The sequence below is a fragment of the Algihabitans sp. genome, from assembly GCF_965226985.1.
Lineage (GTDB): Bacteria > Pseudomonadota > Alphaproteobacteria > Kiloniellales > DSM-21159 > Algihabitans.
The window spans coordinates 2,602,756-2,616,039 of record NZ_OZ245712.1 but is presented as its reverse complement, the minus strand read 5'-3'; the positions used below and the strand labels follow the sequence as shown (position 1 = coordinate 2,616,039).

Genomic DNA, 13,284 nt, shown 5'->3' with positions numbered 1-13,284 from the left:
AGAACCGTAACGACGGCGCGGAATGGACGTGCTTTTTAGCGGAGGACGGCCAACAGCGGCAAAGCTGCCTCCAGCTTCAAACCGCTGGACTCGGCGACGATCCGCAGGGCCTCGTCGATGTCGTCCAACGCCAGGACGCCGTCGAAGCGCTGTTGCGCGGCCTCTTCGTTCAGAAGGAGGATCCGTCCCGGCCGGTAGCGTTCGAGCGTTCTCACGACCTCCGCCAGCGATGCGTTCTTGAAGTCCAGGACGCCGTCCCGCCAGGCCAGCGTCCGCTCGACGTTAACCGCCGCGCTGGTCAGTTGCCCGCTCTCGACGTCGACCCAAGCCGCTTCGTTTGGCCCGATGACCCGGCTCGCCCCGCTGTCCCTTCGGGTCACGCGGACTTGCCCCGACTCTACAACAGCCCTCCATCCTGCCGCATCTGCGGCCGACACTGCGAAGACCGTCCCGATGGGGCGAACCTCCAGGGCCCCGACTTCGACGACGAAGGTGCGCTCGGCCTCGACCGTCGTCTCGAAAGCCACGACGCCCGCGTGTAGCCGGACGCGGCTTTCGCCCTCCCTTTCCGACCAGGAGAGCGCGGCGCCGCTGTCGAGCTGGGCCTTCACACCGTTCGGCAGGGCGATGCGTTCCACCTGGCCGACCGGGGCGCTGTAGTCGGCCATGAGGCTGGGGTCGAAGGCGACGAACAGCAACGTGGCAGTCAGTAGGCCGAGGCCGCCGCCGCGAATCAGGCGCCGCCGCCGCCTCGACCGTTGCCGCGCCCGCCGTGCGATCGCCTCCGGATCGAAGCCGGGCGGAAAGGCTTTGCCGCCCCGCAGCCGTCGCAGCTCCGCGTCCTGGAGGCCGGGCAGCGGCCGGCTGCTGTCTAGGGGATCGTCTAGCGGTTGCTGGTCGGCCATGCTCAACCGTCGGTCCAACAGCGTTTCTCTGTCAAAGGATTCGGAGCTTCGTCACACATCTAGGACGTTCGGTGGGCCGAAAACCGTACCCTGCGGATCATCGAGCCTCGCGCTTGCCGGTCTCCAGTTGCGTCCTGCAGCGGTTCAGGGCCTTCGCGACGCGTTTTTCGACCGTGCTTTTGGACAGACCGAACAAGGCGGCCACCCTGTCGTAGCTCTGCCCCTCGATCCGCAGCAGATAGATCATGGCCCGTGTTTCTTCCGGCAGTTGCGCGAGGGCCTCGTCGAGCCTACGCAGACGATCCCGGGCAATCGCGGTCTGCAGCGCATCGGGGGAGGGGTCGCGGCTCTGAGGGTCTTCCTCACTCGGCGGCGGTTCCGTTCTGCGGTAGCGGTCGGCACGGGCTGCGTCGATTGCGACATTGGTTGCTGCGCGGAAAATGTAGGCACGCGGATCTTCGATGCCCGCCCCGGTCCCGGTCCCCGTCCTGGTCTGGGACATCCTGACGAAGAGATCGTGCAGCAGATCGCGGGACTGGTCGCGCCTGCCCGCCTTGCGGCCCAAGAAAGCCAGAAGTTCGTTCTGATTGGCCAGAAAGACGTCGAGCCATGCCGGCTCGTCGCCGCCCAGCACATCGGTGTCACCCCGTGTCTTGGTCCAGTCTCGGCTCCCCACCGCCGTCCCCTGACCTCGATTGTGATCCACCGGTGCTCACGCGGCCCACCGGATGGCGAAGCGCCGCAGGTTGGCCTCTTTGGATCCATTTTGCAATTGGTTATCATTCTCAAGCTGGTTGGTTTGAGCATTTGGTCGTGGGAGTCGAAGGGATAGGCTGCGATTCCACGGTTATGCGCTATCTATGGAGGGCCATGGCCAAGGACCTCCCGAATCTTCGACGACACGGCACCGACTGCGGCGGTGACGTGAGGTGAAGCTGCGCTCCCGCCTCTCGCCGGCGCGTCTTCTCTGGTTTGCGCTCGGACTTTCGGCACTGGCCCTCGGCGCGTTGGGGACCGTCCTACCGCTTTTGCCGACCACCCCCTTCATGCTGCTCGCCGCCTTCGCCTTCGCTCGCTCCTCGCAGCGTCTACACGACTGGCTGCTCGGCCATCGCGTCTTCGGCCCGCTGATCCAGGACTGGCGGGCGCACGGGGCGATCGGCCGACGGGCCAAGATCCTCGGACTGATCTCGATCGCCGCCGTCCTCCTCCTGTCGGTCGCTATGAACACCCCGCCCTGGATCCTCGGGATACAGGTGGTCGTGCTCGGGCTCTCGGCGACCTTCATCGCCTCCCGGCCGAGCCCGCCGCCGAACGCCGTGCGTGACGGCGGCACGGACTCCTAAATCCCTTTGTCCGCTATGGCGCCGAGCGCACGGCCGGTGGCGAGACTCAGAACCGCACTCGGACACCGAGCGTGGCATTGAAGGGCTGCCCCACGGTGACGCGGTCCCGTCCGTTGGCGCTGGTGTAGTACTCCGTATCCGTCAGATTCTGGAGCTGAAGCCGGGCCTGCAGGTTCTCGGTGAATTCATAGGACGCGCCAAGATCGAAGCGCAGATAGTCGGGAAGGTCCGGCGGCGAACCGCCGGCGGTCTCCGACGGTTTTTCGCCCTCGTAGACGGCGGCCCCAAAAATCCGGAGACCGTCCAGCGCCCCCTGGGTGAAGCGATAGCCCGCTTGCAGAGACGCGGCATGGCGCGGGACGTTCCGCAGTCGGGTGCCCCTCTGGAGGCCGCCGTCCTCGCTGGTGATCTCGGCCTTGGTGAAGGCATAGGTGACGCCGAGGTTGAAGTTGTCGAAGACCTCGCCGGACAGATCGAACTCCACGCCCTGGCTGCGTACTTCCCCCAGGTTGGTGACGGCGAAGGGATCGGCCGGATCGGTCTGAATGACGTTCTTCTTGTCCGTGCGAAAAACGCCCAGCGTCCCGCCCAATCGTCCGTTCAGCAGGTCCAGCTTTACGCCCGCCTCGAAACTGCGGCCCGTCTCGGCGTCGACCTGTTCGCGATTGGCGTCCCGCAGGGCAGTGTTGGAGGGAGGGGTGCGGTAGCTTTCCGAATAGGAGGCGTAGAGACCGATCTGTTCGATCGGCTGATAGACGAGCCCGGCGCGGGGTAGAAAGGCGCTGTCCTTGAAGTCGTCGTCCGTGACGACGCTTCCCACATTGAAGGCGGTCGTGATGTCGCTCGACAGCCAGACCGAGTCCCAGCGCGCGCCCAGCAGCAGCTTCCAGCGGTCGCTGAGATCGATCTGGTTCTGGGCGTAAAGGCCGAGGGATCGCGCGGTGAAGTCCGAATCGAAATCCGAGTTTCCGGGCAGCGAAAGGTCGATTGCCGGCAGGTCAACCGGGAAGTCCGGGTTCAGGGCGTCGAACGGGGTGCCGCGCCCGCCGCGCAGGAAACGCAGCTTGGTTTTCTGGAGGGAGGCGTCGAGGCCCACCAGCAGTGTGTGACCGATCGGTCCCGTTGACAGTTCCGCTACCAGTTCTGGCTGGGCCGTCAGGAACAGTTCCGACAGGTCGTTGTCGATACGCTGGGCGAAGACTTGCGATCCGCCGATGCCGCGTTGGTCGACCCCTTCGCCGCTACTGTCGCTGTAGCTGGCGTAGAGCCCGAGTCTGGCTGTGACCGAGTCCGACACTTCCCGGTCGACCCGCAGGGTTCCCGACGCGAAGTGGGATGTCAGGTCCGATGCCTGACCTTCGCCAATGAAGAAATCCCGAGGCAAGTCGAGATCGTCGTCGATAAAGAGGCTGCCTCGGTCGAAGACGTCTTCCCGGTACTGATAGATCAGCTCGAGATTGGCGATTGTCTTGTCGTCGACCTCCAGATCGACCACTGGCGAGGCGAAGAAGACGGTCTTGTCGATGTCCTCCTTGAAGCTCTGTTCGCGTTCGGCGGCGGCGTTGAAGCGATAGCGGGCACGCCCTGCCTGGTCGATGGGGCCGCCGCTGTCCAGGGTCGCACGGACGTCGCGGTACCTGTCGCCTTCGCCGGCGAAACCGCTGCCGCCGCTCAGATCTACCTGATAGAGCGGTTCGGACAGGGGCTGTTTCGTGACGATGTTGATCAGGCCGCCGGGGTCGGCGCGGCCGAACAGCGTCGCGGTGGGACCACGCAAGGCCTCGATCCGTTCGACGTTGACCGTGTCCAGGGTCGTGGGTCGGCCGCTCCTATTTCCGTTCAGCAGGATGTTGTCGGCTACGAAGCCGCGCGCCAGATAGGCATCGCCGAACAGACCGCCGACGTTGTTGTCTCGTTGTATTCCGGCCAGAAAGTCATAGGCGTCGGCCACGTCCGTGGTGCCGACGTCCTCCAGGGCCTGGCGCGTCACCGCCTGGCTCGACTGCGGTGTATCGATGGCCAGCGTATTGGTTCGGGTTGCGGAAAAGGAGTCGGGGGCGGCGTAGCTGTCGGTGATCGTGCCGGGCAGAACTGCATCGACGACGATCGGGGCCAGCTGCGTCGGACCGAGCTGGGAGACCGTAACCACGGTGCCGTCGAGGTCGTAGCCGAGCCCCGTGCCGGCCAGCAGTCGGCTCAGCGCCTCGGTCGCGGTCAGCCGGCCACTGACGCCGCTGGTGCCGACGCCGCGGATCGCGGCCCCGTCGACTGTGACTTGATAGCCCGATTGCAATCCGAACTCGACCAGCGCGTCGGCGAGCGGCTGAGCGGCGATATCGAACTGAAGGTCCTCGCTCTCCTGCGCCCGCGCGGTTTCCGGCCAGATCGACGCCGTGACTACTGCTGTGACTGCCGTCGTTGCCGTCAGAACTGCCAGCGCGGCGGCTCGGCCTGCACGCGTGGCACGCCGTAACGCTCTTTTCCCCACCCCAATGCCCCCCAATTCGCAAGTCACCGTACCGATCTAATAATGCGACGCATTATCGTCTTCGTGGCTTCGACGTTGCAGGCAGGCGTTTTTCCGGCAGAAAGTTCATCTGTTACCGGACAAACTTCCAAAAGCCCGAGTTATCAGAGGCTTAGGAAGGGGAGATCATCAGAAGCCAAGGCGTGATCTGGCGAACGCTGCCGCCATGGGGCTGTACGATGATGCGCGCGGCGGCAACCGGGTCGCTGGCATCGAAGACGCCGGTAACGCTTCGCTGCGCCAGAGACTCTCCGGTCAAGACGATCACGCCGGAGTAGTAGCGACGCAGATCGGCGACGACCTCCGACAAGCGGCGGTCGACCGCGATGATCCGTTGCCCCGTCCAGCCGCCGACCTGCCCTGGATCGCGGCTTCCGCTTGCGATGCGGCCATCGTCGGATATCTCTGCCCAGCGGCCTGCCTCCAGAATGACGGTTTCCTCGTTTCCGTCCCGTGCGTCGACCTGCACGCTGCCGTGCTTCACGCCGACGGTCGTCGTTTCAGCGCCCAGCCGGACATTGAACGCCGTACCCACGACTGTGACGGTCGCCTGCTCTAGAACCACGGTAAAGGGCCTCTGGGGATCTCGTGCGACCTCGAAGTAGGCCTCGCCGGCGATGATCCTTGCTTCCCGCGCGTCCTCTGCGTCGTTGAAGCTCAAGGCACTGGCGGGCGCGAGGCGCACGTTGCTTCCGTCGGGAAGCGCGACCGTTCTCTGCTCCGCTGTTCCGGTGACGTGATCTGCTGTGAGGCTCAGCAGGATGTGCGGACCGGCGAGCCAGACGAGGGCGACGGCGGCAGCCAACCCGGCCAGCGCTCCGACCCGGCTCTGGATCTTCTTTTTGTTGGCGATACGATAGGCCTGACTGTGCGCCCGCTGGTGCGAGGTCACATGCTTGGTGTCTGCGATCAAGCGCGAGGCTGAAACCGTCTCGTTCCAAGCTCGGTCGTGCAAGGGATCCTCTCTGCGCCAGGCGGCAACCTGCGCGCGGACGTCCCGATCTTCCGGATCCTCGTCGAGAAGGATCGACCAGTTGACGGCCTCTCGCAAGGCGCGGTCCCAGTCGGTCACGCTTGTTCGCCGAAGAGAGGCGCCCAGATGAGACGTGCGGTTACCGCCACTGTCTGGATCAGATGACGAGGTCATTTCGTCCTTTCACTGACAGCGGCGCCGACGAACGCATTGAGAGTTCCCTGTATCTTGGCAGATTGGGGCCGAAAAGCCTCTTTCCCTGCGTGACAACGCAGGTGCGAAGTCTGCGCTTCTCCTCTGGCATCCCTTTCGTGTTCGGTTCCGCGCCTTAGCGTCGGCGCAACAGGCGTTTGATGCAATGCAGCTTGCCTTCCGCGACGAGTTGCTGGGTATAGGATACGGACAGGCCCATCCGCTCGGCTACGACCCTTAACTTCAGTCCTTCGACCGTGTGGAGCGTAAGTGCGAGCCGCGTCCGCTCGGGCAGTTCGGCCATGCTCTCCAGCACGATCCGCAGTTCTTCCCGCAGCGAGGTCTCGGCCTCTGGGGACGGGGCATCGTCTGCCACGCTCTCCGCGATGTCGGGTAAAAAACGGTCGCCGCGCAGCAGCTCGCGTTTCCTCGCGCGTCGTCCGTCAAGCGCGAGATTACGGACGACACGATAGAAGTAGCGCAGAGGCTCGCTCAGGGACTGATGTTGGGCAATGGCCGAAACCCGCTCCCAAGCCTCTTGCACAACGTCCTCTGCTCGTGCGTGGTCTTGAACGATTCCGTTGGCGTAGCTCACCAGTGCGCCACGATGGGCAATGTAGAGGGCCAAAAGCTCTCGCTCACGACGCATGGTTTCGAGCATTTCCTCGCGCTTCGATCGCCGGGTGGCAAGGGAGCAGAGCGAATGCCTGTCTTGGCCGAGCATGGAGCTGGCGCCTTTGACACGGCATGCCGACAGAGCTGCAATACGATTAATAATGATTCGCAGTGCTCGGTTAGCATCGATTTACGGTCGGAACAATGGCGCTCTGCCTGAGGACGGTGTCGGCGTCGAGGTCGGGCCGCGGTCTTCCGGCTTGAAGGTGCAGGGTTTCGCGCTGGGCGCTTTTGACGACGAATGGTTCGACGGTGAACCAGAGCGCGATCATCTTAGGCGGAAGCACGGCGCTTCCGTCTAAGACGAGAATCGCCCTCTAAAGGTGTTCCAGGCGAAGTCTTCTGTTGCGCGGGGCGTCGCCGTCTCTTCTATGCTCCGACGGCTTCCAAAATAACGCCTGGATCATGTCGCCCATGATCATGTCGTCCATGAGCGGTCGAATACGCTTAGAACCTTACCCTGATGCCCAGCGTCGCGTTGAAGGGTTGCCCTACGGTCACGCGGTTCGGCCCATTTGCACTGGTATAGTACGCTTTGTCGGTAAGATTCTGAAGTTGAAGCCGGGCCTGCAGGTTTTCCGTGAACTCGTAGGATGCCCCGAGATCGAAGCGGACATAATCCGGCAGGTCTGGTGGCGATCCTCCTTCGGTGCTCGTTGGCTTCTCGCCCTCGTAGACGGCACCTCCAAAAATCCGCAGACCGTCCAAGGGACCCTGTGTGAAGCGATAGGCAGCGCGGAGGGAGGCGGCATGGCGCGGCACATTCCGCAACGCGGTGCCGCTTGGGATGCCACTGTCGTTGCTCGCAATCTCGGCATCCGTGAAGGCGTAGGTCACACCGAGGTTGAAGTTGTCGAAGACTTCGCCTGACAGGTCGAACTCGACCCCCTGGCTGCGGACTTCGCCCAGGTTGGTCACGGCGAAGGGATCGGCGGGATCAACGTCGATGACGTCTTCCTTTTCGATACGAAAGACGCCGAGCGTACCGGTCAGCCGTCCATCGAATACGTCTAGTTTCACGCCGGCTTCGAAGCTGCGTCCCGTCTCGGAATCGACCTGCTCGCCGTTCGCGTCTCGCACAGGGGCACGGCCCGGCGGCGGACGATAGCTCTCGGAGTAGGAGGCATAGAGGCCGATCTGCTCGATAGGCTGATAGACGAGACCCGCCCGTGGCAGGAAAGCGCTGTCCTTGAAGTCTTCGTCTCGCGCATCGGTGACCACGGTGCCGGCATTGAACGCGGTCGTGACCTCGCTCGACAGCCAAACGGATTCCCAGCGTGCGCCGAGCAGCAGCTTCCATTGTTCGCTCAAGTCGATCTGGTTTTGTGCGTAGAGGGCGATGGATCGCGCCGTGAAGTCGGAGTCGAATCTCGAACTCCCGAGTGCAGATAGCTCCCTGTCGATTCCCGGCACCTCCAGGGGAAAATCCGGGTTGAAGGCGTCGACGAACGCTCCCGGCCCCCCGCGGAAGGCGAGTATCTCGCTTCTCCGGTAGGCGGCGTCCAGACCGAACAAAAGCGTATGACCGACGGGTCCCGTCGCGAGTTCCGCCACCAGTTCCGGCTGAGCCGTCAGGAACAGTTCCGTCCCGTCGTTGGTAATGCGGACCGGGGAGACTTGCGAGCCCATGACGGCGCTCGGTTCGACGCCTTCGCTCAAGAGGTCGCCATAGCCCGCGTAGAGCCCTAGTCTCGCCGTCACGGCGTTCGACAGCTCGCGGTCTATCCGAAATGTACCCGCCAGAACATGGGAACTCTGGTCCTCGCCTTGATCCTCGCCGAGGAAGAAGTCTCGGGGCAGGTCCAGGTCGCCGTCGACGAAGAAGGTGCCGCGATCGAAGGTGTCTTTCCGATACTGGTACAGCAGTTCCAGGTTGGCGACGGTCTTTTCGTCGACTTCCACGTCGACCACCGGCGATACAAAGAACAGCGACTTGTCGAAGTCCTGCCGGAAGTCCCGCTCGTACTCGGCGGCGGCGTTGAAGCGATAGCGCGCGCGGCCCCCTTCGTCGATAGGGCCGCCGCTGTCGATGGTCGCCCGAACGTCGCGATAGCGGTCGCCCTCGCCGGCGAACCCGCTGCCGCCACTCACCTCCGCTTGATGGAAGGGCTCCGACAGCGGCTGTTTCGTGACGATGTTAATCGCGCCGCCGGGTTCGGCACGGCCGAACAGCGTGGCCGTGGGGCCTCGCAACGCCTCGATACGCTCGACATTGGCGGTGTCCAGGGTGGCGGGTCGCCCGAGTCGATTTCCGTTGAGGAGAACGTTGTCGCCGACGAAGCCGCGTGCCAGATAGGCGTCGCCGGTTAGGCCGCCGATGTTATTGTCCCGCTGAATTCCAGCCAGAAAGTCGTAAGCGTCGGCCACATCCGTGGCGCCTGCGTCCTCCAGGGTTTGGCGCGTAATGGCCTGGGTGGACTGCGGCGTCTCGATGATCGGCGTGTTCGTTCGGGTCGCGCCGAAGGAATCGGGCGCTGCATAGCTCTGCGTCAGGGTACCGGGCAGGACGGCGTCGACCGTGACGGCCTGCAACCGAAGCGGTCCGTCGGTCTCCGCCGCAGGCTCCGCTTGACTGACGATCAGGGCACCGCCTGTGCCGATGCGCAGCGACAACCCGCTGCCGGCCAACAGGCGTCGCACTGCTTCCTCTGGCGCCATGGTGCCCGACAGGGGCGGGGCGGCCTTGCCGGCCACCAGGGTCTCTTCGGCGATGATCGTGATGCCGGTCTGCTCCGCGACCTCGACCAGCGACTGTCCGAGTGGCTGAGACGGCAGGTCGAGCGGAACCGCTCGACTGTCTTGTGCCGCGCCAAGCGAGCTGTGTGACACGAGCAGCAACAGGGACAGGACCGTACCCATTGCCAAGCTGCGGATCGACCGAACGCACCCAATTTTCAAGAGTCTTCCCCCCAATAGATATGAATGCGTCGCAATCGCATCCAATCCAACGACGCTTTAGGGAGGGAAATCGTCACCCCTCTGCCGGACTTTTCCTGCGGGGTGGTAACTTAGTCGCCGGTTTCCCGAGCTTTGCGATCGATCATGATGACAGGGCCGGGCAGGTGCCGGATCGCAATCGGCAGGGCCTCGCCGAGCGCTGCGAGCAGGCCCTCGATGTCGCCGGCGTCGAACACCGCCGTGATCTCCAGTTGTGCCGCCGCGTCGTCGCGCAGGAAAATCCAGTCTTCATGATGGCGATTGGCGTCTGCCACGACCTCGGACAGGCGGGCACCCGTATAGACCAAGCGGTTGTGCCGCCAGAGGCCGACCGCGTCGGGTCTGATCGCCGCGATGTCGCCGAGCGCGCCTTGATTGTCGGCGAAGATCTCCTGACCGGCCGACAGGCGTGCCGAAGTCGTGGCCTCCTTCGCCCCTGCGGTGCGGACCTCCACCGTTCCCTCGGCTACGGCGATGCGCAGCCCGCTGTCTCTGTAACGCAGGTCGAAGGCGGTGCCGAGCGCTTCGACGCGCGTGTCGCCGGCCTCGACGACGAAGGGACGGGTCGGGTCGCTTGCGACCTGGAAGAAGGCTTCGCCGGAGCGTAGCCGGACAAGCCGTAGCGTCTCCTCCAGCTCGACCGTCACGCGGCTGCGGGCGCCGAGCGTGACGCGACTGCCGTCGGCGAGAGCGACGCTACGCGTTTCCGCGATCTGCGTTTCGAAGCGTTCTCCACCGGAGAACGGCAAGCCCGGGAGGCCGGTCAGCAGCACGGCGAGAAGCAGGGCCGCGATGACGGCCGAGCCTCCGGCGAAGCGCAAGGCCCGCCGTGGTCTGCGGCCATCCCGACTTGTCCGGCCAGCCCAGGCGATCAAGCGCTCGCGCGCGAGCGGTCGCAAGCTGCGCGGGGATAGGGCGCTTCTCTCGATCCCGCCGACCTCGCGCCACAAGGCCGCCGCGCGTTCGTAGGCGGCGCGATGCCTGGGGGCGGCAGCGAGCCAAGTCTCGAACGCCTGCCGTTCCGCCGGCGTCATCTCTCCAGCCTCGATCCGGGCGTGCCAATCGTGCGCTGCGACCCGGATGGCCTCTATCGTCTCGTCTCTGGACTCCACTGGATCCTGTCTCAAAAGATACCCGCTGTAGAATGGCTGCCCACAGGTCGTAGGGCGCCTGCTTCTCCAAAGACCTCGATCATCCCTCGGCCAAGACCGCATCCAGGTCGATCATGGCGCGCGCGACGTGCTTTTTCACGGCCGTTTGCGACAGACCCGTTTGCCGCGCGATTTCTGCGAAGCTCAGGCCCTCGATCCGGTTCAGCACCAGCATGCGGCGCCGCTTCGCGGGCATCGCGTCGAGGGCTGTCGCGATCGCGGCGATCTGTTCCCTCGCCGCCAGAAGGCGCTCGGGCGTGACTTCGTCGCCCTGTTGTTCGGCGGCAACTCCGTCAACGTTCTGAGGCTCGGTCCGCCGCGCCGCCTGGGATCGCTTCTCCGAGACCGCGATGTTCTGTGCGGTGCGCCAGAGAAAGGCTTTCGGATTCTCTATGGAGCGGAAGTCCTTATGCGCCGCGACGCGGGCAAAGGCGATCTGCGCTATGTCCTCGGGTTCCGGCGGTCCCTGCCCGAATGTGGCCGCAAGATAGCGGCAGAGGTCGCGCCAGTGATCCCGGTGCAGGCTGGCCAGGGCGGTCGCGTGCCGAGCCTGCTCTGACGCGGAGGGAAAGGCGCTCAGGCCGGTGCCGGACCCTTCGCCGGCTGCTCCTTTCGGCAAGGTTTCGGCAGTCAGGTCATCCATGTGCGACCGCGCCGCCGGCTGCCCTCGAAAGTGCAGGCAAGCCGAGAAGCGGAGACGGCCGCGCCTCGCGACCTGGGGCAGGCTGCCGCGGACGCTTTCTCCCGACCAACCGCATCGGCTAGCCTTGCCGTGATGCCTCTCCTGCATCGCTGATCAGCGGCCAATAGGCGCGATGCCTCTGGTTATCCCAGCCTTCGATCTCGATCCAGAGGCGGACGCCCTCCAGCGTCTCCGGCAGGTGGACATGGCCGTTGCCGATACCGTCGGCGCCTTCGACCACTGCGCTGTCGAGTTCCTCGCCGTCTCGGTCGGATAGCCCAACCCGGATGAAGCGGGCATCGCGAAAGCGCCCGTCGGCGATCTTGGGATAGACGTCCATGTGGGCGCCGGGGCGCACTGGCGGCAAGTCGGCCTCCAGAAGTCCGGCGATTGCAACGGCTCCGATATCGAAGGGGCCGGCCGTTTGGGTTTCGAACTGCCTGCCTTTGTCGCCCAGACCTTCGGCACCGAGGGACAGCACCAGAGCGCCGCCCGCGCAGATGCCGGCGACGACCAGGATATTGACGTACTTCAGGGCGCCCATGGGGCCGCCCCAGGGCTTGATCCAGTTCCAGCCTTTTCTCACCGCCGCGGCCAGCTTCGTGCCTGCCAGCAGCGTACCGGCGGCATGCCGCGTACGCTTGAGATAGATGATCAGGCCTGAAACCGTCAGGAAGCTGATGATGGCGCCCCCCAGGAACCAGACAAGTTTGACGGTCAGATCGGCCGCCCCGCCCTTGGCCCAGTTCCCGTAATGCAGCGGGTGCATCGCGGCATCGACGCGCTGGCCAGCCGTCCAGTCTTCGGACAGGTGGGCACCCATGATCTCCGCCGTGAAGGGATTGACGTAGATCCTGTTGGCACCGCCATTGATCAGCACTTCACCCCTGTCGCCGAAGACGCTGAAGGGCTGGTCGGCGGCGTCCGGCGGAAGAAGCAGCGTTACGCGCATGTCGGGATAGGCGGTCTGAACGGCGGACACGATCTCGGCGCCGGAGCGCCGCTCGGGCGTCTCGGGCCCCAGCAAGTTCAGTTCGGCCGTCGTGATGGTCGGCGGCGTCGGTCGCTCGGCGATGATGTCCGGCACGCCGGCGGCGCTGACCAGCGGGTCTTGATAGAACCACCAGGTTCCGGTCACCCCGATGATCAGCAGGAACCAAAGCGACCAGAGAGCCGTCAGGCGGTGCAGATCGCCTAGCCAGGTGCGCGCATCGCGATGGAAGCGGGGGCGGCGCAGGAAGCCGCGCCAGAACTTTTTGTAGGTGATCAGGCCTGTGACGATGGAGATCAGAAGCAGGACGCCGAAGAAATTGACGAAATAGCGCCCGACCACCGGCAGGAAGAGGTTGGTGTGCAGGATGTTGATGAACTGGCCGACCGTGACGAAGGGGGTGTCGCCGATCACCTCGCCGGTGAACTGGTTGATCCAGACCGAACGGAACCCACCGTCGGGAACGGCCACGAGAGCCGAGGCAGCTTTGCGATCCGTCATGACGGCGGTGTTCAGGCTGTTCACGCCGACGTCGGGATAGGCCTCCAGCAGGTTGTCGTAGAGCACGCCCGGGTTGACCCGCTCCTCGCCTGGGGAGATGCGCATTTCGGAGTGGATCAGCCAGTCGATCTCGGCATAGAGCACGGTGATCGTGCCGCTGATCATGACGACCGCCAGCAGGATCGTGAGCCAGAGTCCCGACGCCGAGTGGATCAGGAAGGCGATGTTGGAGGCCGTGCGCTTGCGCTTCGGACGTCCGCGCGCGGCCGCACCCCTGTAACCGGCATCCGTTTGACCCAGGGACTCAACGGCCATCGTGGCCCTCCCGCTATCCGACCCAGAATTCCATGATAATGCGAGGCACTCGCACTCTTGGGCTTTCTTCTACTGTGATCGGCGGCGTC

General features: G+C 64.6%; 10 protein-coding genes. 1 reads left to right on the top strand and 9 read right to left on the bottom strand.

The features are described 5' to 3' along the window. Positions 1-35: 35 nt before the first annotated feature. A complete protein-coding gene (locus ACO054_RS12010; RefSeq protein WP_421706818.1) occupies positions 36-905 on the bottom strand; it encodes a FecR family protein in 870 nt (289 codons plus the stop codon). Between the two features lie 97 nt (positions 906-1,002). Beyond that, positions 1,003-1,581 carry an RNA polymerase sigma factor gene (locus tag ACO054_RS12005; RefSeq protein ID WP_421706817.1) on the bottom strand — a complete coding sequence of 193 codons (579 nt, stop codon included), beginning with the start codon at positions 1,579-1,581 and terminating at the stop codon, positions 1,003-1,005. A 253-nt stretch (positions 1,582-1,834) separates the two neighbouring features. Between ACO054_RS12005 and ACO054_RS12000 the strand changes: the two genes are divergently transcribed. Further along, positions 1,835-2,251 carry a YbaN family protein gene (locus tag ACO054_RS12000; protein ID WP_421706816.1) on the top strand — a complete coding sequence of 139 codons (417 nt, stop codon included), beginning with the start codon at positions 1,835-1,837 and terminating at the stop codon, positions 2,249-2,251. 46 nt (positions 2,252-2,297) lie between these two features. Here ACO054_RS12000 and ACO054_RS11995 read toward each other — a convergent pair whose 3' ends face one another. From ACO054_RS11995 to ACO054_RS11965, 7 genes are all read right to left on the bottom strand, one after another. Beyond that, on the bottom strand, positions 2,298-4,739 hold the full coding sequence (locus ACO054_RS11995) for a TonB-dependent siderophore receptor (RefSeq protein WP_421706815.1): 2,442 nt from the start codon (positions 4,737-4,739) through the stop codon (positions 2,298-2,300). 151 nt (positions 4,740-4,890) lie between these two features. Then, positions 4,891-5,850, bottom strand: a complete 960-nt coding sequence (locus ACO054_RS11990; RefSeq protein ID WP_421706814.1) for a FecR family protein — start codon at positions 5,848-5,850, stop codon at positions 4,891-4,893. A gap of 229 nt (positions 5,851-6,079) precedes the next feature. Next, a complete protein-coding gene (locus tag ACO054_RS11985) occupies positions 6,080-6,592 on the bottom strand; it encodes an RNA polymerase sigma factor (protein ID WP_421706813.1) in 513 nt (170 codons plus the stop codon). 473 nt (positions 6,593-7,065) lie between these two features. After that, positions 7,066-9,477, bottom strand: coding sequence for a TonB-dependent siderophore receptor (locus ACO054_RS11980; protein ID WP_421706812.1), 2,412 nt, complete (start codon positions 9,475-9,477; stop codon positions 7,066-7,068). Positions 9,478-9,626: 149 nt separating this feature from the next. Continuing rightward, positions 9,627-10,667 carry a FecR family protein gene (locus tag ACO054_RS11975; RefSeq protein ID WP_421706811.1) on the bottom strand — a complete coding sequence of 347 codons (1,041 nt, stop codon included), beginning with the start codon at positions 10,665-10,667 and terminating at the stop codon, positions 9,627-9,629. Positions 10,668-10,746: 79 nt separating this feature from the next. Next, positions 10,747-11,349 (bottom strand): RNA polymerase sigma factor, encoded by a 603-nt coding sequence (locus tag ACO054_RS11970; RefSeq protein WP_421706810.1) that lies wholly within the window; start codon positions 11,347-11,349, stop codon positions 10,747-10,749. A 118-nt stretch (positions 11,350-11,467) separates the two neighbouring features. Further along, positions 11,468-13,195 carry a PepSY-associated TM helix domain-containing protein gene (locus ACO054_RS11965; RefSeq protein ID WP_421706809.1) on the bottom strand — a complete coding sequence of 576 codons (1,728 nt, stop codon included), beginning with the start codon at positions 13,193-13,195 and terminating at the stop codon, positions 11,468-11,470. Positions 13,196-13,284 lie beyond the last annotated feature (89 nt).